We start from the raw sequence: 19,221 nt of genomic DNA, 5'->3' as shown, positions 1-19,221 counted from the left end.
CCTGAGCAATTTAAATTAAACTTCATGATGCAGAAAAAAAGCCGCTTATTAAAGAAGCTTTATTTCAACGGTATGTTTCAAAAATGCAATTATGGGATTAAGAATATTCAAGCGCGATGATAAGGATGATTATGATTAATACTCATTGCCCGATAAAGCTGTTCGATCAACATCACTCGGACTAAAGGGTGAGGTAAAGTCAGCTTGGAGAGTGACCAGTGCCAAGCTGCTGTTTTACGGACTTGATCTGAAAGCCCATCCGGTCCACCGATTGCCAGAGCTATATCGTGTCCTTCAAGCATCCAGCCTTTCATTGTTTCAGCCAGCTTCTCGGTGCTGAGCTCTTTTCCACCCACTTCTAGAGCAATCAGAATTTCGCTGGGTTTAAGCGTAGCGAGAATACTTTCACCCTCAATCTGGCAATATTTTAATATATCTGCGTCTGAGTCATTCTTGCCGCGTTTAGCCATGGGTAACTCAATGACCTGAGTTTGTACAAACGGTTGAATACGTTTGAAGTAATCTTCAAAGCCAGTCAAAACCCAAGCTGGCATTTTTTGACCTATGGTTAAAATACGGATTTTCATAACTGCTGTTTGGTATCAAAATAACATTATTATAACGTTGAAATGCTATCTGTACTGATACAAAAAGACATAATGAAGCTGGAAAATAACCAGAAGGGCAGGTTGCCCATACGAACAACAAGCCTGTCATGATAACAAATGGAAAAATAAGCGAATGTGGAATCGGTTGATATACAGATACTTAATTTTAATTATAAGTGGTTTTTTTTCATGTGTAGCAGCAGCTGATCTAAGCACATCTTTTAAGCAGGCAGATCCTTCTAATCTAACAGTTTACATGAACCAGATTATTCGGCCGGGAGTTGCACGAAATTATAAAAATGTAGAGGAACTTAATCGGATATCAGCAGGATTAAAAGAGCAGATGCGTCTGTTCGGTATACCCTGTAACTATCAGACTTATGAAGTATACGGAAAAAATTATCGAAATGTCTTGTGCTATATCAATGTTGGCCGCTCAGATAAAATAATTATCGGTGCGCATTATGATGCTTTTGAAAAAACTTCTGGAGCAGATGCCAACGCCTCCGGAGTCGCCGGTGTACTTGAAATAGCACGCATTCTGGCAGCAGAGCGCTCTTCCTTAAAGCATAATATCGAATTTGTCTTTTATACCTTAAAAGAGCAGCCATTTTTTAAAACTGCACAAATGGGAAGTTATATTCATGCCAAATCGGTACAGCAGCAAAAAGAGCAGATTAAGGCAGCTTTCATACTTGATATGATAGGCTACTATGATATTAAGAATGTACAGCAGTATCCGGCAGGCATGAAATGGATATATCCAAGTCATGCTAATTTTATTGCAACCTTAAGTAATATACAGTCAAGTGAAATCGGGAATGCTTACTGTGCATCAATGCAGAAGTTAAACCAGCTGGATTGCCAGCGTATGGTAACACCTTCATTTCTGGCAGGGGCAGACTTTTCTGACCATTTTAACTATTGGCAATTTGATATTCCGGCAATTCTGATTACAGATACCGGAAAATACCGCAACAAGTTTTACCATACACAAGAGGACCGTATTGATAAGCTTGATACTGTAAAGATGGCTCAGGTAATTAACGGCTTAGCCTCTACCATTCTTGAATCTAACTTCTAAAATTAAAGTATTTAAGACAAAAAAACGCAGTCCTTAAAAGGGGCTAAAAGGACTGCGAAATAGGCCATCCGTCTGGAGATACAGATGGCCATTTAGTGTACGTTGTGAGAAAAATTAAAACCCACAGAACCGTATGTCTATACTGAATAAGATGGGGAAACTGCTCAGCTTTTTCAAGCTAAAATAAAGGCTACACATACTATATATACATTTTTTAACACAAAAAAGAGAGCCGAAGCTCTCTTTTTCTTATTTACCCTTAGTGGCGGGCTGTATTTGACTCTTCAACTGGTTTTACCAGAGGTTGCTTTGGAAGAGGTTTTGGCATAGAGGTTAAAGCAAGTGGCAATATCTCATCGATACTTTTCACTGCCTTGATTTCTAGCCCTTCCTTCACATTTTCTGGAATTTCTGCAAGATCACGTACGTTCTCTTGTGGAATGAAAACCAGCTTGATACCTCCACGGTGGGCAGCAAGCAATTTTTCTTTCAACCCACCAATACGCATTGCACGACCACCCAGACTGGTTTCACCTGTCATTGCAATATCTGCTCGAATTGCAATACCAGTAAATGCTGAAACAAGTGCAGTAGTTAAAGCAAGACCGGCAGATGGGCCATCTTTTGGTGTTGCACCTTCAGGCAAGTGAACGTGTACATCCGTTTCTTCAAAACGCGATGCCTCAATTCCAAGTTCATCTGCACGGGTACGCACTACTGTCATAGCCGCAGTAATCGATTCTTTCATAACATCACCCAAAGAACCGGTAGTAATGAATTTACCTTTACCTTTAACTGCTGCAACTTCAATAGTCAGTAATTCACCACCGACCGAAGTCCATGCCAGACCATTTACACGGCCAACTTGGGCTTCTTCTTCCGCCATGCCAAAGTCAAACTTGTGTACACCCAGATAATCTGGCAAGTTTTCTGCAGTAACATCGACATGCAGATTTTTGGCTTTCTTGCTCACGGCTTCTTTCACGACTTTTCGCGCAATTTTGGAAACTTCACGCTCAAGACTACGTACACCTGCTTCACGAGTATAACGACGTACGATGTCACGAATCGCTTCTTCATGTACTGTTAACTCTTTAGCACGTAACCCGTTATCTTTAATCGCTTTGGGTACCAAATAACGATCAGCAATATTTACTTTTTCGTCTTCGGTATAGCCCGGCAAACGGATGACTTCCATACGGTCAAGTAATGGACCCGGAATATCCATACTGTTTGCAGTACAGATAAACATGACTTCAGACAGGTCAAGATCCAAATCAAGGTAATGGTCATTGAACTTGTGGTTCTGCGACGGGTCAAGCACTTCAAGTAATGCAGAAGCAGGGTCACCTCGATAATCCTGTGCCATCTTGTCAATTTCATCAAGCAAAAACAGCGGATTCTTAACGCCGACTTTTGTCAGGGACTGCACAATTTTACCTGGCATCGCACCAATATAAGTACGACGGTGTCCACGTATTTCAGCTTCATCACGCACGCCACCTAAAGCCATACGCACAAATTCACGACCTGTAGCTTTAGCAATAGATTCACCAAGAGAGGTTTTACCTACACCTGGGGGGCCAACCAGACAGAGGATTGGTCCACGCAGCTTTTTCACACGCGACTGTACTGCAAGATACTCAACGATACGCTGTTTTACTTCATCTAGGCCATAGTGGTCAGCATCCAGGATTTCCTGAGCTTTATTCAGGTTAATACTAACTTTGCTAGCCTTGTTCCACGGTGTATCTAAAATAACTTCCAGATAGTTACGTACCACAGCCGCTTCACTTGAAGCCGGTTGCATCGCTTTTAGCTTACGGAATTCAGCTTCAGCTTTTTTGCGTACATGTTCTGGCAGATCAGCTTCTGCGAGACGTTTTTCAATCTCGGCCACATCATCTTCAGCGCCACCATTCATGTCAGAGAGTTCGCGCTGAATAACTTTCATTTTTTCATTCAGGAAATATTCACGCTGATTCTTTTCCATCTGGCGTTTAACTGAATCATGCAAGGTCTGTTCTAGCTGTTGTTCTTCAGATTGCTGAAGCAGATAAGTCATCAGTTCTTGCAGATGAACTTCGAACTCATCATGTTCAAGGAACTTCTGTTTCACTTCAATATTAAGTGGAACTCGAGTCGCAACAAAGAATAACAGTTGCAGCAGATCTTCAATTTTATTGGCCGCCGCAATCAGCTCACGCGCATTACGCAATTTTGCTTCAGCATACTGGGCAAACAAGGTACGCAAATCTTGCAGGCGGGCATCTTGCTCTTCCTCGCTAGACTCTACAGTCATTGGACTAAGAGTATGCTCAGCGCTCAGATATTCTTCTGAGTCAATAATACGGGTAAGTTTAGAGCGATGCAGGCCTTCAATCAGGACTTTAATACAGTTTTCATCATTTTCATGATTCACAACTTGCACAATCTTCGCGACAGTACCGTATTGATAAAGGTTGTCGTGATCAATTTCTTCTGTAAGCGAATCTCTTTGTGCAACTACAAATACTAAATTGTCACTGTTACGAGCCACATCAACTGCATTGATCGATTTTTCACGACCCACAAATAACGCAATTTGCATGTGTGGATACACCACCACATCACGTAGCGCTAATAGTGGTAATACACTTGGAACCTGAGGCTCTAAGGTTTGTTCATTCATAAGATATTCGGACATGGGCACTCCTAATGAGTGACAACGGTGTTGCCATGACTTTTATAGTGATGGGTAATTTAAAAAATACAAGGGCCCATGCAGATAAATTGTTTTATTTTTAGGTGAGATATGAAAAGTTCATAGTTTTAAACAAGTTAAACGTATAGTTAAGATTAAAAATAATGTATTTTCGTAGGTGTAACTAATGCATTTAAAGGTTGATCCCATTTTTCTCGCTTTAATCTTGAGGGAATAAACTGGAAATCATGTGCTACTCCTAACCGGTACGGATACTGTGCGGCCTGAGCCAAGGTACGATCATAATAGCCTCCGCCCATACCAATGCGTGTCCCGCTAGAGTCACAAGCAAGCAACGGCATTAAAATTAAATCTAATACAGTAACATTACAGCCACGGCCTGCCATGGGCTCCTTCATGCCTAATGGATGATAGGCAAAGCACTGATTACGATACTGATCACGACTTATAGAAACCCAAACTAGTTTTTGATTCATGTTGCAGATCATAGGTAAGTAAACTTTCTTACCTTTTTTAAAACAGTACTCAATAATTTTACGTGTATGGATTTCACCAAAAGCATTCAGGTAAATACCGATTTTATTAGCATGTTGAAACCTTGGCATTTTTATAAGATGTGTCAGCACTCTTTGTTCAGATTGCCGATGCTCAAAAATACTGACTTGGCGGCGTTGAGAACGCAGAGATCGCCGTAAAGAGTGAAGAGAAGTGGACATAATAATTTCAATTACTTTCCAAGTTAAATCGATTTAAAGACTGATGATCTATAAACTGATCAGACAGCTATCTTATTATTAACATGTTATATTGTCCCAATAAGATAATTTGGCTCTGTACCCTTAACCAGACTTTATACTATCACAATCTTATTTTAGTATCAGCTCGCAGCTATAACAGAGCAACTAAAAAATTCTGCCACTACGGCAATGATTAAAAAGTGATAGACTGTAACAATATATTGTCTGATTTTATTATTAAAGTTGAATCATTATATTTTTATCAGTCATATGTATATCTATTTTGGAGTAAATCTTATATAAATAATATAATGTTATATTCTAAATATTATAAAACTTGGAGTTGAAAATAAAATGATTATATATCGAAAAGGTTATAATATTCATTATAATATTAAACTAAAAATTAGAAAAGTAAAACTAGCTAATAATTATGGCTCTGAAGGATTATAAATATGTGTATTATTTTTATAAAGTCTTGAGAAATATATAAAATAATAATTATTATTAATCTGGAATATATTGATTTATACTGCAATATACATGTGAGAAATACTATTTTATCTTCCTATAAAAATTTTTAATTAATAGTTTAATTGTATTTATAATAATTTTTTTTAAAAAATACCTTGTATTTTTTTTGGTTAATCTTATGCATCTTGGAACCTTATGATTATATTTTTATATATAAAAGGTATTAAGAGTAGTTAAGAATAAAATATAATTCATTATAAAAAACTGTAAGATATTTTTTATTAATTTACTTTAATCTTAAACATTGAAAAATGAATAATTTTAACGATTAAAATAGGAATATTTCATGTATTTAAAAAAGAGTTTTATAATTATAAATCTTATATTAAGTATACAACATTTAGCCTATGTAGACTGGATTAACCAAGCCGCTATGAAAGTTGAACCTCATACTATCCAGTTAAGACACTATATTCATGCAAATCCCGAGTTGGGAAATTTAAAATTTAAAACCTCTGAACTGGTACAAAAAGAACTTAATACCTATGGTGTTGAGGTTAAAAAAGGCTTCGCAAAAACAGGTATTATAGGTGTACTGAAAGGAGGAAGACCCGGACCGTTCATTGCACTACGTGCCGACATGGACGTTTTACCTATGCAAAAAAGCTCCGGTTTCTTTTGCCAGTCAGGCCACAGGGTTATATCAGGGTAAAATAACGCCAGTTGCCCACGCATGTGGCCATGATGCTCATACTGCTATGTTATTGGGTGCTGCGCAAGTTTTGGCTGAACATAGGGAAAAAGTTGCAGGTACAGTTGTATTTGTTTTCCAGCCTACCGAAGAAGGGAGAGCAGATATTGATAATTTTAGTCAGGACGAACAGGTGGGTTCAAGAAAAATGATCGCAGATGGTGCATTGAGTAATTCAAAGCCAGAAGTGATTTTTGGATTGCATGTTATGGCAGGTATGCCAAGTGGCCACTTATATTATAAAGATGGAGCTGTCTTAAATAGTGCTGATGGTGTCCGGATTACTTTAAACGGCCAACAGGTTCATGGTTCCATGCCATGGAAAGGAAGAGACTCGATTGTTGCTGCAGCAGACATTATTCAGAACATGCAAACACTGGTATCGCGTGGTACTGATCTTAGCAAGGGCATGGGCGTTATAAGTATAGGTCAGATTCAGGGAGGAACCAGTGGCAATATTACATCGGAACAGGTATCAATGACCGGAACTATCCGCTCCAATCGTGAAGACATTCGCCAGAATATTTAAAGAGCTTGCCTGAAATGATTGATCGTACTGCAAAAGCCAATGATGTTCAGACCAAGATAGAAATTTCTGCTTATGCTCCTGTGACACTTAATGATAAAACTTTAACTCACCTTATGGCTTCCAGTTTAAAGTCAGTTGTAGGGGAGAATAAAGTTCATGTGCTGGAATAAAATGAAAGTGCCAGTGAGGACTTCGCGTATTATGGACAGATCATGCCAGCTTTATTTGTATTTCTAAGGGCTACCCCAACCGATCAGGACATGCACAAGGCAGCCCCTAACCATAGTCCCTACTTTATGGTAGATGATAAAACCTTAAAAACAGGAATAGTTTCACATATACGTTTTGTGATGGATTATCCAAAAATTGCCGGTCAGGTTCAGGCTGCCTGGAGAGCGAAAAAATGATAGAAATTCATATAGAAATCAGAAAATAGAGATACTGATCCCTATTTTTGGCTACTTTTTTGGATGATAGAGATTCTTTATTGAAATTGCTGTCGATAAGCTTCTGGCGTAAGACCCACTAAAGCCTTAAAGGCACGGGAAAAATTAGAAGAAGATGAATAGCCGAGTTCATAGGCAATCTGGGTAATGCTGGCAGATGAATGACTCAGTCTCTCTTGTGCTTTTAATATAATGACTTGTTTTTTTATTCCATTGAAATCAGCATTTTTTTTATGTAACTGTCGTTGTAAGGTTTTGGTTGAAACATGCAGTAATTCTGCACATTCGGTAAGAGTTGGCATTTGATAAGTATTTAAGAGAATCATTTTGATCCATTCAGGGAAGTCCTGACTTTGGGTAATCTCCCTCATTTGCTCCTGACATTTAAACTCTACCGCTTTTAAGGTCATTTCATCTGCTAATGGCAGTTTATAAGCTAATAGCTCCTGACCAAGAGTAATTTTTAAACTAGGGCGGTTAAGGGCATTAAAATGAAACCTGACCTGCTTTAACTGGTTAATTTGTTTAAGATGAGGCGGTTCAGGCAGAGATAAAAAAATAGAAAAGGATAAGAAAGGTGAATCGATCAAGTCATTAAGATTATTATGCAGGGCGATAGCAATCGCTTCAATGTGAAAATTCAACACAGATTGATCCATGTCCAGTTCAGGCTCAATCAGCCATTCGGCCTGCTGATTTTTATTGAAATAAATTGATGCTTTAAAACTTGGCATAATCAGACTGAAGTATCTGGTCACCAGCTTAAGAGCATGTTCAACTGTCTTGGAGGTTAAAATTGCATAACCTACCAAGCTATGTGAACTTAAGTGTAACGAGCGGCCAAGTTCAAAGGCCAGATCAGTATTTACCGGGAACCTTAAACAGTACTGAATTATTTTTTCTACTTGAGAAATAGATACTTTCAAGTCCGGTTGAGCCAGATACTGTTCTATATCGATATGCAGTTCGTCCAGAAATACCTGTATAGGAATATTTCTGGCTATGAGCAGTTCGACCAGTTTCAAATAGTAACGTACAGGTATAAGTGGAACATTCTTATTAATCATTTTAAAACAGCTCTGGTCTCCATACCGATAAAAACTTAAGCAATTCTCTCTATTATTTTCTAAAACTATAAAGAGAACTGGCAGTAGCTTTGTTTTCTATATTATTTAATCAGTTTAAGATCGTTCAGTTCTGGTTTTAAACAAATGCACATACTTACCTAAAATCTTTTCTCGGGCTTTAGGATAAAAATTAATCTTATCTATATGACCATCATAGTGTTTAATCACACGTTCATCCATTAATTTAAACCACCATTTTGGAATTAGAGCGGGGAGAACCATACTGGCATAACCCGCGGGTAACTGTGGAACATTATCGTAATGGCGCAGGGACTGAAAGCTGCGGGTCGGATAGGCATGATGATCCGAATGGCGCTGTAGCTGATAGAGCAGTACGTTACTGAACCTGCTGTTATTGTTCCAGCTGTGTTCTGGCCGGGTACGGGCATACCGGCCACTACCTAAATCCTCACGTTTTAAGCCATAATGTTCCATGTAATTAACGACTTCAAACAACGTGATACCACAAAATGACTGCGTAAGCTGGGTTGGAATAATTCCTGCTCCAAACAGCTTTAGCATAAGCATGTGATAGGCAGCAGTTATTGTCCATCCATGAAACAGCTCGTTCTCTAGAGACCAAAATGTTTTCCCTTTGCGGGCCAAGCGTCGTGTTTCAATTTCTATGGCTGACTTAAAGCTTCCAGTTACAGTTCTTGGCCAGAACTGCCAGAAACTTTCACCTAACTGCGAAGAAGCCGGATCTTCAGGGGTAGCTACACGACGGTGATGCCCATAAGGATGTTCAATACGGAAATGGTTATACCCTGTAGGGGCAAGACAAAGATGCGAAAGGTAATGTTCCAGCTTGCCTGACTTATGGCTCAGCTCATGTGCAGTATTAATTGCTACACCATTGACTAGACCAAGAATATGGCCAAAAAGAATACGCTCTTCCAGTGAAACTGCTTTTTGACTGACAAGATAATTACCATACAGATTGGCAATTATCTGTAAAGGAATAAATAATTTAACAACCCGTGCATAATACGGATCATTCTCCAGATCAGTTACAGCTTCTTCAGGCGGATTTTCCGGGTCTTCTCCCATATACTTATCAATGGCTGGAATGATAATATGTAATGCCAGAGGACCCATATAAGTAAATAATTTCTTAGTAATTTTAGGGCCAAACTGATAACCCAAAAAGGTAGCATTGGCAATATTGGGTACAACCAGACCTAACAGCCAGAGTTTACGTTTTTTATCTGTGAATTTAACGGGCTCTGTGATCTTGTCTACTTGAGTAATTGTATTCATCATCTATTCCATGAGTTATTTTATTTATTGATAAACTCAAGTATGACTTTAAAAGGTTGTAAGCAAAATTCATTAGCGGACATTTATCATTCATTTTAAGACACTAAAAGAGTGGCTACTGACTTACCTTTATAAAAATAATAGTTTTTGTGAGGTAATATCTGGTGATTAAAATAATTAAGATATTTCTTAAGAAAAATAGAAGTATTGTTTTAGTAAAACTATAGAATATTGTCTACTATTTTAATATTACTTAAATTTTTAGGATCATATTTAATCTTAACTTTATTTCCGACATGATAAAATGGGATATCCTTTTTATTTATAATGACTTTGATATTTGGACTTTCTACTACACCGGATGATATTTTAAATTTGAATCTCATATAAAATAGAGGGCGATACTGTACATAAATAGCAGAATCTAGTACATAACTGAGCTCAGCAATTGTAACTACTCCTCTTCTATAGAGAACTATTTTATAGAATAAATCTTTTAAAATTATTTTCCAGAAAATATAGGCAATAAAAAGCCCGAACCATAGAGAGAAAATAGTATAAAATATTTCTTTTAAATTCATATGATTATGAAGATTTCTGTGGTTTGAAAGCAATATTTAATATACTTTGATTTCTGAGATAAACCAAGTAAAAATATAATCAGATATATTGATTATAAGAATTTAGATTTTTTATTATATTTTAATGCCCTACTTTAATTAAATTTTACTTCTAAGGCGATATTGATATAGGGAAGTAGAAAGATATTTATAAATAACTAAAGCCAAAGGCTGATCATAAAAAATTAAAAACTAATATTTGAGGAGGGCTGCATTGGATATTACTCTTATTCTTTTAGGTTTGTTTGCCTTTTGTGGAGGATTAATTGATGCGGCAGTGGGCGGCGGTGGCCTCGTTCAGTTACCGGCACTAATACATGCTTTACCCCAATATAGCTTGGCTACCGTATTTGGAACTAACAAGATTGCTGTCCTGGCGGGCACTTTCTCATCTATTTTTACTTATATAAAAAGAGTGAAAATAGTTTGGAAGCTGATATTTCCAACTATGATTTCAGCTTTTACCTTTGCTTTTCTAGGGGCAATGTCTGTTTCCCTTATTCCTAAAGAATTAATGAGATATATTGTTTTTTGTCTGTTGATTCTGATTGCAATATATACTTTTATTAAAAAAGATCTAGGAAAAACTCATACTGAGCTACAGTATGGTAAAAAAGAAATTGGTATGGGCATACTTTTTGGTGGATTGATTGGCTTTTATGATGGAATTTTTGGTCCAGGCAGTGGTAGTTTTTTAATTTTCCTGTTTGTTAGAATTTTTTCATTCGATTTCCTTAATGCTTCAGCATCTGCAAAGCTTGTAAATCTGGGAACATTTACTGCCTCATTATTGTTTTTTATTCCTGCAGGCCATGTATTATGGAAAATTGGTGCCTTTGTAGGCGTCTGCAATGTCTTAGGCTCCCTGGTCGGGACTATCTTGGCATTGCGATATGGTAGTGGTTTTATCCGTATTTTTTTTCTTGTTCTTCTTATATTTTTGATTGGGCGAATGGGCCTTGAGCTTTTTAAATAGCCTAAAAAATAATCTGAAATTAAAACGGATTAGTTTGAGTCTGTGGCTACTGTTAAAGATAAAAAATTAAGCTTCATCTAAAGTGACCAAAGAATTTAAATACTGAACAAGACTTTTTATGGTCGCGCTAATCTGTAAAAATGCGTTAAGATGGTGCAAATCGGGTTAAAGGCTGGGGTATCAGTATGAATTTTTTTAAAAAGAAAAATAAGGCAAGCTTTGTATTTTTTATTATTACGCTTTATGCACTGATCGGCTTTAGTTTAGGGTATTTCATATGGGAAGACCTTTTATAGCAGAAATGGATCAGGCGATAGCGCTATGATTAATCACTGCTTAAATCAGTCGGCTAGCTGGAATCTGTTCCTCATGTACCTATATCTGGCCAACAAATATACCTAGGCGCTTTGTTAGCTTTGTATAGCGACTTAAAACAATGTCTATAGAAAGCTAACCTGAAGATCTAGAAGTTATTTATAAATCAATTCGTTAATTTAGCAGGATAACCTCTTTATAAAGCATGACTACAGCTAAGAAGCTCATCATTAAAGAAAGGCTTTTCAACAGTATTCTTTGTATTTTGATATTTTTAAGAATTTTCTTTATCTTCCATGAGAAAAATATATAGAGACTGCCAATAATGGAGAGAGTAATAACCGTGATAATAATGAGTAATAAACTATACTGTTGAAGCGAGTTTAACCCAAAAATAGCAGGGACCAAGGCAAGATAAAATGAAATGGTTTTAGGATTACTAAGAGTAATCAGTAAACCGTCTCTATAGGTTGAGAAAGTTTTATTTACATCCAGGACAGCCTGTTCTTGAACAAGATTTTCATTGAACATCCAGAATTTATAGGCGATAAATAATAAGTAAAAGCATGAGATAATGACAATATAGGCTGAAAAATTGGAACTCAATTGAGTAAGATAAGAAATAAAAAAAATAGAAATAGATAAAAAAATAATATCTCCTGTAATTAGACCTAGAAGCATCAATATGCCACTCCAATAGCCTTGGCTAAGTGTCTTAAACATTAACCCCGTCATGCCTGGTCCAGGCAGAAAAGCTGCCAATGCTAGCGTTAAACTGTAGGTGAAAATCTGGGTTAGAATATCCATACTATAAAGAATCAAATAAAAAACTGGTTTTATTTTTCTATAAAATCACAGAAAAAAATGATCTATTTATTCTATTAAAATTAAAAATTAAGGTATAAATTTAATTTTTATTATATTTATTGGAAATATTATACCCATATGCAAATCGATAAGACAGATGCCAGAATTCTGGAGCGTTTACAGGCAGATTCACGAATTACCAATTCTGAACTATCGGAATATATTGGTATGTCAACATCGCCGTGCTGGAGAAAAGTGAAGCAGCTAGAAGAAGCACAAGTTATTAAAGGTTATGGCGTGCTTATTGACCGAAAGAAAATAGGTCTGGGTGTGATGGTTTTTATAAGGGTTTCTATTGATAGCCATAGTGAAAAAGAGGCAAGGAAATTTGAAGAAGAAGTAATTGCTTTAGAGCATGTAGTAGCTTGTTATAGTATTGGTGGGGATGCAGATTTTTTATTACAGGTCGTTTCTCCCGATCTGGATACTTACGCTGAATTTTCAATGTCAGTGATCAGGCGTTTACCGGGCATAAAAGAAATGCAAAGTATGTTTGTATTAAAAGAAATAAAACCTTTTCTGTCTTTTCCAGTCAGAAGTCAAAGATAGTTTTTATAAATTATTAAAATTTAAATTATTTTAGTGAAAACTGGTGTCTCCGGTGATGCCGCTGCATGTCGTTACCCTTGAACCCTAAAGTTCAAGGTGGACGCGACGCATACTTGCTGGGTTTCCTGCTCAGGGCAGGCATACACTCTAAATATGCAGAACGCAATCCTAAAGTGATGATATCGGCTCAGGGGAATAGACTCGCTGGCGAACATCTCAGAGACAAGTTAAGTATAACTGATCTGAAGCTGATGGCAATTGAATAAACTTTTAGGAGTGTAAAGTTAATTTTCAATTGACGAGTATTTATACGTAATCATGTATATGTCAGACAATTTTCTCGACATCTTGCATAATAGTACTCAGCAAACGTTCACAGTGTGCATATTCCTGAAGTGATTTATTTAAAGTGAGTACTTCCTGCATTAGGGAAAGCGCTACCATAATAACCAGTTTGTTATGTTCAGTCCGTGGCGCATTACGGCGTATTTCATGAAATTTTTCATTTAACAATTGCCCGGCACGCTCCAGTTCTTCCTTTTTGTCCGCAGTAGTTGCCAGCCGGAAAGTCTGTTCAATCAGACGCAGTTCAACCATTACCGGTTCACTCATGTCGAAGACTCCTCACTCATATCCGTGTTTGGGTGGGCAAGCTGCTGGATTTCCTGCGCATGCTGATCCTGACTGGTTCCTAAAATGGCCAGACGCTGAATAATGGCTTCTACCTTGTGTTTAGCCAGTTCGTTTTTCTGAAGCAGCCGCTCACGCTCCTGCTGAAGATCATGTATTTCCTGCTGGGACTGACGTTGCTGGGCCTGTAACTGCTCTTTAGTCGCACGGAGTTCATTCCGTTCGCTTAAAATTTCCTGAAAACGATTTTTAAGGTCAGTACAGCTTTTTTCTAGACGGCTATACCGATCTGCCAGAGCAGTGGCATCTGTATTGAGCTGTTTGAACTGACTTTCTACACTGCCCAGTTTCTCTGTCAACTGGTCAATTTCTTCTTGTTTTTGGGTAATGATGCCATTTTTTTGCACAACTTGAGCGTGATGATGCAGATCACTCTCTTCTTTGGCTTGAACGAGCGAACTATTTTCACTCTCAAGATGATGAAGTCGTGTTTTTAAAACACCAATATGCGCCTGTAGACGCTGTAATTCTTCTAACATAACGAGGTCGCACAGAATTGCAATCAAAGGTAATATATAAGCAGTATAAAGATTGGAAAAGCGAATGCAAGACGATATTTCAGGTTGGACAGACTGGCAGCAACAATTTAATGGAATTGAAGAAATTTCGAGCCCAAGTGAGTTACATGGCTTACTCACAGGTATAGTTTGTGTTACAGAGGCGCCTACTCGAGATGAGTGGATGAATATTCTCGCAACTCTTCATGTACCTGCTTTAAATGATGAAGCACTGGCCATGCTGGCAGAGGAAGCAGAAGATGTATTTCATGCGCTGTCAGAAGATGAACTCGACTATTTACCTTTACTACCTGATGATGAGCATATGCTGGCTGATCGGGTACAGGCACTGGCAGACTGGTGTGCAGGTGTAGTGCTGGGGTTTGGTCTTGCATCAGGACATATTCGATCTGACGAAAAAGAACTGATTGAGCACTTACAGGATGTAGCCGCAGTTGAATTTGAAGAGTCAGATGATGATGAAGAAGGTGAGGAAAGCTATCAGGAGTTATATGAGTTTGTACGTCTGATACCGGTTAGCCTTTCGATTGGACGTAAAAAAATTACAGTGTCAGAAAGCTCATTATTGCAACATGTTCAGGCTCAGGCTAAAAAGACCGCCTTATCTGATAGCCAAAATGTAGTTGAAATGTTTACGCCGCACCGTCCGAGTTAACTCGGACTTGGTTTTTGGTTAATACCAGCCGTGTTATATCCCATACTTTACAATTAAAGATTACCAGCATGATAAAACTAACTCAAGAAGACTTTCAACAGCGTCGCGACTGTCTGGCTGTACATATGGGGCCAAACAGTATTGCCATTATTGCCACCAGTCCGGTTGCCTACCGTAACCGGGATGCTGACTATAAATTCCGTGCCGACAGCAGCTTTTACTATCTCACCGGGTTTGCAGAACCAGAAGCAGTGGCAGTCATTGAAACCTTTGAGACAGCAGATGACTACACCTACAGCCTGTTTTGCCGTGAACGTAACCGGGAAATGGAAATCTGGAATGGATACCGTGCTGGTATTGATGGCGCAATTGAAGATTATGAAGCTGATGAAGCTTATGCGATTGATCTGCTTGATGAAGAGATTATTGAAAAGTTGCTGAATAAAGCACGTCTGTACTATCGTATTGGACACAATGCCGAATTTGATGCCCGAGTCAGTCAATGGATTAAGCAGGCTGATACCCAGCAGCGTCGTGGCGATGGTTCTCCATCACAGCTTTTACAGCTGGACCGTATTTTAGATGAAATGCGCCTGATCAAATCTGCCAAAGAAATTGAGATCATGCAAGCCGCATCTGTAATTAGTGCACAGGCCCATACTCGTGCCATGCATCAGGTACGGCCGGGAATGATGGAGTATGCTCTGGAAGCAGAGCTAAATTATGTATTTGGCCAGCATGGTTGCGTACCTTCCTATAACAGCATTGTCGGTGGTGGAGGTAATGGCTGTATTTTACATTATGTGGAAAATAACCAGCCACTTAAAGATGGTGATCTGGTATTGATCGATGCGGCTTGTGAATATGAGCATTATGCCTCTGATATTACCCGTACATTTCCGGTAAATGGTAAATTTAGCCCTGAACAGAAAGTCTTGTATGAAATTGTATTAAAAGCTCAGCTGGCTGCTATTGACGCAGTACGCATCGGGAATTCTTACCGTGAACCGCATGAGCGTGCAGTTCGTATCCTTACAGAAGGTCTGGCAGCACTTGGACTTTTAAAAGGTAATGTAGATGAACTGATCGAAACTGAAGCTTACCGCCAGTTCTATATGCATGGTACCGGCCACTGGTTGGGGATGGATGTGCATGATGTCGGGTCTTATAAGAAAGATGGGGAGTGGCGCAGTTATGAAGCTGGTATGGTGGTTACTGTTGAGCCCGGATTGTATATTGCTCCAGACGATGAAGCCGTAGACAAAAAATGGCGGGGTATTGGAATCCGCATTGAGGACGATGTAGTGGCTACAGAACATGGTCCACTGATTTTAACAGCTGAAGTCGTAAAAACAGTTACAGACATTGAACATTTAATGGCTCAGGCCCAGCATTGATCTGCCAGAAATAAGGAAACTGTTATGCAGCAACAAGTGATTATTGTTGGTGGGGGGATGGTCGGCTTAAGTCTTGCTTTAATGTTGGCTAAAGCCAAAATCGGAGTCAAGTTGCTCGAAGCTATTCGCTACCCTGACTACACCGATACAGAAAGTGTTCCCTATCACTCAAGTTTTGATGCACGTAATACGGCACTTTCACGCCGGAGTGTACAGATTTACCAGAAGTTAGGGCTGTGGGAGGCTCTTCAACAGCATGCTACACCTATTCTGGAAGTTCATATTACAGAACAGGGAAGTTTTGGTAAGGCTCGTCTGAAAGCTGAGCAGGAAAATGTTGAGAGCTTTGGACAGGTGATTGAGAATGCCTGGCTTGGACGAGTACTTCTAACTCAAGTGCGCCAGCAACCTTGGATAGAATTAATTGATGGAGTACAGGTTAAGGCATTAACTCAAGATACAGAACAGGTCTACATTGAGGCAGAACGAGAAGGTCAAGAACTGCAACTTACTTCAAAACTGGTGATTGCTGCTGATGGCCGCGATTCTTTTTGCCGACAGGCCTTGGGTGTTGGTGTAGATGTGCATGATTATGACCAGGTGGCAATTGTCACCGCGGTACAGACATCCAAACCGCACCGTCAGGTTGGTTTTGAGCGTTTTAGTCCTTTAGGACCGTTGGCGCTCTTGCCACTTCCGGGTGAGTATCGACGTTCTGTGGTCTGGCCAGTCAAAAAGGGGACTGAACATGAGTGGCTGGGTGAAGAAAATGATCAGCATTTTTTAAATGCCTTACAACAGACTTATGGTGACCGGGCAGGGAAATTTGAAAAGACCGGAAAACGCTTCAGTTATCCATTGTCACAGGTTCTGGCCCATAAACAGGCAGTTGGCCGGGTAGTTTTGATGGGCAATGCTGCACATACACTCCATCCTGTGGCCGGTCAAGGCTTTAATCTGTGCCTGCGTGATGCGGATGTCTTGTTGCGTTTTCTCGGCAGTCATCTGACAGTATCTGATGATCTGGGTGAGCCAGAAGTTCTAAAAGCTTATGAACAGGCCCGCCTGACCGACCAGCAACGGGTCATCAAGTTTTGTGATTCGGTAGTACGAGGTTTTAGTAATCAGAATCCGGTTCTGAAACTGCTACGCAATACCGGTCTGATTGCTTTTGATATAGTCCCGGGAATAAAACCTCTAGTAGCCAATTATGCAATGGGGCTAAAAGCATGAGTGAAATTCTAGATGTGGTTATTGTCGGTGGTGGTCTGGTTGGTGGTCTAACAGCATTATTATTGGCGCAAGGTGGAGTTCAGCCTACTGTACTGGATGCGGCACCGGTCTTGGCAGAAGCGCAGATATTGCCTGTAGTAAATCCCAGGGTATTGGCACTGAGCCAAGCGACCGTTCATCTTTTAAAAACAGTAGGCGTGTGGAAAGAAATCGCCAGACATATGCCCTATACCGGTATGCAGGTCTGGAATAAAAATGGCTATGGCGAAATAGCTTTTGGTCATGAATCACAGTCCTTTCCGCCAGAAGATCAGTGGCTTGGCTCAATGGTCGAGCCAAGTATACTCAATCTTGCGATTCAGAAAAAATTGCTGGAAAATGTACAGGATTATCGTACCCAAATTAAAGTCACTCACATTGAACAGGGTATAAATTGCTGGCATCTACAGCTTGCTGATGGTTCAGCAATATATACCCGGTTACTGATCGGGGCAGACGGTGCCCAGTCATTTGTACGTGAACAGGCTATGATCGATCTGGACGTGCTGGACTACAAACAATCAGCGGTTAGCTGTGCCATTAAAACCGCCCAGCCACATCAGCACGTAGCACGCCAGATCTTTTTGCCCACTGGCCCGCTGGCTTATCTGCCTATGGCCAGTATACAGCCCGAAGTATATGGCTACTGGCAATCAATTGTATGGACTTTGCCAGAAGATTATGCCGATGAATATTCGGCTCTAAGTGATGAAGAATTTGCCCGGCTTTTAACTAAAGAAAGTCAGCATATGCTGGGAGAAGTTCAAGTAGTGCGTTCAAGGGCCAGCTTTCCTTTAAAAGCGCGCTCCGCTCAGCGCTATGTAAAAAAAGGACTGGCATTGATAGGAGATGCTGCTCACGTAATCCATCCGTTGGCCGGTCAGGGAGTAAATATTGGTTGTCTGGATGCTGCCATACTTTGTGATGCATTATTACATGATGCTAAACGGGGAGTATGGGCACATGAGCAGACATTGCTACGTTATGAGCATCGCCGTAAAGGACAGAATGCAGCTATGATGCATGGTATGTCAGTATTGGGCTGGCTTGAAACCCGAGAGCTGTTTCCAGTGATCTGGGCACGAAATCTGGGGAAAAAGCAGGTTAATCAGCAGCCATTACTTAAAGATCTTTTTATGTCGCAAGCCAGTGGCCTGATTCACTTAAAAGATACACGTTATTGTAAAACTGGCGAATAAAAACACTTTCGTGCATTTCTTTTATAATTGATTACGAATTTGATTAAAAAAGATACGTTTTTTCTGCTTTTAGCTCTTTGCGAATTCGTTAGAGATTGCTAAATTCCAATCTAAATTACCACGGTTCACCATGGAATATAGGCATTTATGGGGAGTGAGAAAACAGATATGAATGATTATGATGATGTAGAAGATGTAGCAGTCGATGAAGATGAAGCAAAAGCAGCTGAGAAAGGTGCAGTTGACGAAGAAGCGGTTCTTAACGACACAGATCTGGCGGAAGCTGAAACTCTGACCGTCACTGCAAAGCAGAAGAAACGTCAAGCTTTGGAAGATGAAATAGCACGCTTTTTGGCAAGTGGTGGGAAAATTATTGAAGTCCCGCCTGATGAAGGTGTACGCAGCTAATCGCATTGAACAGAGTTAATCTAAAAAAGCATCAT

The 19,221-nt window shown here is 39.3% G+C and carries 18 protein-coding genes, 1 other RNA gene and 1 pseudogene; 10 read left to right on the top strand and 10 right to left on the bottom strand.

Annotation, left to right across the window (positions count from 1 at the left end):
• Positions 1–107: 107 nt before the first annotated feature.
• Positions 108–587 carry a 23S rRNA (pseudouridine(1915)-N(3))-methyltransferase RlmH gene (gene rlmH / locus ACRAD_RS10360; RefSeq protein ID WP_005019124.1) on the bottom strand — a complete coding sequence of 160 codons (480 nt, stop codon included), beginning with the start codon at positions 585–587 and terminating at the stop codon, positions 108–110.
• Between the two features lie 154 nt (positions 588–741).
• Here rlmH and ACRAD_RS10355 point away from each other — a divergent pair, with 154 nt between their 5' ends.
• On the top strand, positions 742–1,692 hold the full coding sequence (locus ACRAD_RS10355; protein WP_005027255.1) for a M28 family peptidase: 951 nt from the start codon (positions 742–744) through the stop codon (positions 1,690–1,692).
• 259 nt (positions 1,693–1,951) lie between these two features.
• Here the strand turns inward: ACRAD_RS10355 and lon are convergent, their stop codons facing one another.
• Both lon and ACRAD_RS10345 read right to left on the bottom strand, forming a co-directional pair.
• Positions 1,952–4,378, bottom strand: a complete 2,427-nt coding sequence (gene lon, locus ACRAD_RS10350; RefSeq protein WP_005027253.1) for an endopeptidase La — start codon at positions 4,376–4,378, stop codon at positions 1,952–1,954.
• A gap of 152 nt (positions 4,379–4,530) precedes the next feature.
• Positions 4,531–5,112: a 5-formyltetrahydrofolate cyclo-ligase gene (locus ACRAD_RS10345; protein WP_005027251.1), complete on the bottom strand. Its 582-nt coding sequence runs from the start codon at positions 5,110–5,112 to the stop codon at positions 4,531–4,533.
• Positions 5,113–5,953: 841 nt separating this feature from the next.
• On the opposite strand from ACRAD_RS10345, the pseudogene ACRAD_RS10335 reads away from it, so the two are divergent.
• Positions 5,954–7,294 (top strand): annotated as a pseudogene (locus ACRAD_RS10335) (amidohydrolase).
• Positions 7,295–7,371: 77 nt separating this feature from the next.
• On the opposite strand, the gene ACRAD_RS10330 reads toward ACRAD_RS10335, so the two are convergent.
• From ACRAD_RS10330 to ACRAD_RS10320, 3 genes are all read right to left on the bottom strand, one after another.
• The gene (locus ACRAD_RS10330; RefSeq protein WP_005027238.1) at positions 7,372–8,400 is read right to left on the bottom strand and encodes a helix-turn-helix transcriptional regulator; all 1,029 of its coding nucleotides are present in this window, start codon (positions 8,398–8,400) and stop codon (positions 7,372–7,374) included.
• Between the two features lie 114 nt (positions 8,401–8,514).
• A complete protein-coding gene (locus ACRAD_RS10325) occupies positions 8,515–9,720 on the bottom strand; it encodes an alkane 1-monooxygenase (RefSeq protein ID WP_005027235.1) in 1,206 nt (401 codons plus the stop codon).
• Positions 9,721–9,941: 221 nt separating this feature from the next.
• Complete coding sequence (locus tag ACRAD_RS10320) at positions 9,942–10,301, bottom strand: hypothetical protein (protein WP_005027232.1); 360 nt, start codon at positions 10,299–10,301, stop codon at positions 9,942–9,944.
• Positions 10,302–10,554: 253 nt separating this feature from the next.
• On the opposite strand from ACRAD_RS10320, the gene ACRAD_RS10315 reads away from it, so the two are divergent.
• Both ACRAD_RS10315 and ACRAD_RS16500 read left to right on the top strand, forming a co-directional pair.
• The gene (locus ACRAD_RS10315) at positions 10,555–11,316 is read left to right on the top strand and encodes a sulfite exporter TauE/SafE family protein (protein WP_005027230.1); all 762 of its coding nucleotides are present in this window, start codon (positions 10,555–10,557) and stop codon (positions 11,314–11,316) included.
• A gap of 185 nt (positions 11,317–11,501) precedes the next feature.
• Positions 11,502–11,612 carry a hypothetical protein gene (locus ACRAD_RS16500; protein WP_016801167.1) on the top strand — a complete coding sequence of 37 codons (111 nt, stop codon included), beginning with the start codon at positions 11,502–11,504 and terminating at the stop codon, positions 11,610–11,612.
• 193 nt (positions 11,613–11,805) lie between these two features.
• Here the strand turns inward: ACRAD_RS16500 and ACRAD_RS10310 are convergent, their stop codons facing one another.
• On the bottom strand, positions 11,806–12,438 hold the full coding sequence (locus ACRAD_RS10310; RefSeq protein ID WP_005027228.1) for a LysE family translocator: 633 nt from the start codon (positions 12,436–12,438) through the stop codon (positions 11,806–11,808).
• 138 nt (positions 12,439–12,576) lie between these two features.
• On the opposite strand from ACRAD_RS10310, the gene ACRAD_RS10305 reads away from it, so the two are divergent.
• Positions 12,577–13,047 (top strand): Lrp/AsnC family transcriptional regulator, encoded by a 471-nt coding sequence (locus ACRAD_RS10305; protein WP_005027227.1) that lies wholly within the window; start codon positions 12,577–12,579, stop codon positions 13,045–13,047.
• Positions 13,048–13,089: 42 nt separating this feature from the next.
• Here ACRAD_RS10305 and ssrS read toward each other — a convergent pair.
• The 3 genes from ssrS to ACRAD_RS10290 all read right to left on the bottom strand — a co-directional run bounded on the left by ssrS (position 13,090) and on the right by ACRAD_RS10290 (position 14,216).
• Positions 13,090–13,273: non-coding RNA, 6S RNA (gene ssrS / locus ACRAD_RS10300), on the bottom strand.
• Between the two features lie 101 nt (positions 13,274–13,374).
• Positions 13,375–13,659, bottom strand: a complete 285-nt coding sequence (locus ACRAD_RS10295) for a cell division protein ZapA (protein WP_005019143.1) — start codon at positions 13,657–13,659, stop codon at positions 13,375–13,377.
• Complete coding sequence (locus tag ACRAD_RS10290) at positions 13,656–14,216, bottom strand: hypothetical protein (RefSeq protein ID WP_005027224.1); 561 nt, start codon at positions 14,214–14,216, stop codon at positions 13,656–13,658. The genes ACRAD_RS10295 and ACRAD_RS10290 overlap by 4 nt, the downstream gene beginning before the upstream one ends.
• Positions 14,217–14,280: 64 nt before the next feature.
• Here ACRAD_RS10290 and ACRAD_RS10285 point away from each other — a divergent pair, with 64 nt between their 5' ends.
• From ACRAD_RS10285 to ACRAD_RS10265, 5 genes are all read left to right on the top strand, one after another.
• A complete protein-coding gene (locus ACRAD_RS10285; RefSeq protein ID WP_005027221.1) occupies positions 14,281–14,910 on the top strand; it encodes a UPF0149 family protein in 630 nt (209 codons plus the stop codon).
• A 71-nt stretch (positions 14,911–14,981) separates the two neighbouring features.
• A complete protein-coding gene (gene pepP / locus ACRAD_RS10280; RefSeq protein ID WP_026055443.1) occupies positions 14,982–16,307 on the top strand; it encodes a Xaa-Pro aminopeptidase in 1,326 nt (441 codons plus the stop codon).
• 24 nt (positions 16,308–16,331) lie between these two features.
• Positions 16,332–17,540 carry a 2-octaprenyl-6-methoxyphenyl hydroxylase gene (gene ubiH / locus ACRAD_RS10275; RefSeq protein WP_005027217.1) on the top strand — a complete coding sequence of 403 codons (1,209 nt, stop codon included), beginning with the start codon at positions 16,332–16,334 and terminating at the stop codon, positions 17,538–17,540.
• On the top strand, positions 17,537–18,778 hold the full coding sequence (locus ACRAD_RS10270) for an FAD-dependent monooxygenase (RefSeq protein WP_005027216.1): 1,242 nt from the start codon (positions 17,537–17,539) through the stop codon (positions 18,776–18,778). Before ubiH ends, ACRAD_RS10270 begins: the two co-directional genes overlap by 4 nt.
• Positions 18,779–18,925: 147 nt before the next feature.
• Entirely contained in the window at positions 18,926–19,186 is a 261-nt protein-coding gene (locus tag ACRAD_RS10265) for a hypothetical protein (RefSeq protein WP_005027214.1), read from the top strand.
• Positions 19,187–19,221: the final 35 nt, after the last annotated feature.

The sequence above is a fragment of the Acinetobacter radioresistens DSM 6976 = NBRC 102413 = CIP 103788 genome, assembly GCF_006757745.1.
Lineage (GTDB): Bacteria > Pseudomonadota > Gammaproteobacteria > Pseudomonadales > Moraxellaceae > Acinetobacter > Acinetobacter radioresistens.
The sequence above is the reverse complement of the archived record's forward strand: the minus strand, read 5'-3'. Positions and strand labels throughout refer to the sequence as shown.

What these genes read in the sequence shown, in the direction of transcription:
- rlmH (WP_005019124.1), bottom strand. Translation starts at nt 587, where the DNA reads ATGAAAATCCGTATTTTAACCATAGGTCAAAAAATGCCAGCTTGGGTT.
- ACRAD_RS10355 (WP_005027255.1), top strand. Translation starts at nt 742, where the DNA reads ATGTGGAATCGGTTGATATACAGATACTTAATTTTAATTATAAGTGGT.
- lon (WP_005027253.1), bottom strand. Translation starts at nt 4,378, where the DNA reads ATGTCCGAATATCTTATGAATGAACAAACCTTAGAGCCTCAGGTTCCA.
- ACRAD_RS10345 (WP_005027251.1), bottom strand. Translation starts at nt 5,112, where the DNA reads ATGTCCACTTCTCTTCACTCTTTACGGCGATCTCTGCGTTCTCAACGC.
- ACRAD_RS10330 (WP_005027238.1), bottom strand. Translation starts at nt 8,400, where the DNA reads ATGATTAATAAGAATGTTCCACTTATACCTGTACGTTACTATTTGAAA.
- ACRAD_RS10325 (WP_005027235.1), bottom strand. Translation starts at nt 9,720, where the DNA reads ATGAATACAATTACTCAAGTAGACAAGATCACAGAGCCCGTTAAATTC.
- ACRAD_RS10320 (WP_005027232.1), bottom strand. Translation starts at nt 10,301, where the DNA reads ATGAATTTAAAAGAAATATTTTATACTATTTTCTCTCTATGGTTCGGG.
- ACRAD_RS16500 (WP_016801167.1), top strand. Translation starts at nt 11,502, where the DNA reads ATGAATTTTTTTAAAAAGAAAAATAAGGCAAGCTTTGTATTTTTTATT.
- ACRAD_RS10310 (WP_005027228.1), bottom strand. Translation starts at nt 12,438, where the DNA reads ATGGATATTCTAACCCAGATTTTCACCTACAGTTTAACGCTAGCATTG.
- ACRAD_RS10305 (WP_005027227.1), top strand. Translation starts at nt 12,577, where the DNA reads ATGCAAATCGATAAGACAGATGCCAGAATTCTGGAGCGTTTACAGGCA.
- ACRAD_RS10295 (WP_005019143.1), bottom strand. Translation starts at nt 13,659, where the DNA reads ATGAGTGAACCGGTAATGGTTGAACTGCGTCTGATTGAACAGACTTTC.
- ACRAD_RS10290 (WP_005027224.1), bottom strand. Translation starts at nt 14,216, where the DNA reads ATGTTAGAAGAATTACAGCGTCTACAGGCGCATATTGGTGTTTTAAAA.
- ACRAD_RS10285 (WP_005027221.1), top strand. Translation starts at nt 14,281, where the DNA reads ATGCAAGACGATATTTCAGGTTGGACAGACTGGCAGCAACAATTTAAT.
- ubiH (WP_005027217.1), top strand. Translation starts at nt 16,332, where the DNA reads ATGCAGCAACAAGTGATTATTGTTGGTGGGGGGATGGTCGGCTTAAGT.
- ACRAD_RS10270 (WP_005027216.1), top strand. Translation starts at nt 17,537, where the DNA reads ATGAGTGAAATTCTAGATGTGGTTATTGTCGGTGGTGGTCTGGTTGGT.
- ACRAD_RS10265 (WP_005027214.1), top strand. Translation starts at nt 18,926, where the DNA reads ATGGGGAGTGAGAAAACAGATATGAATGATTATGATGATGTAGAAGAT.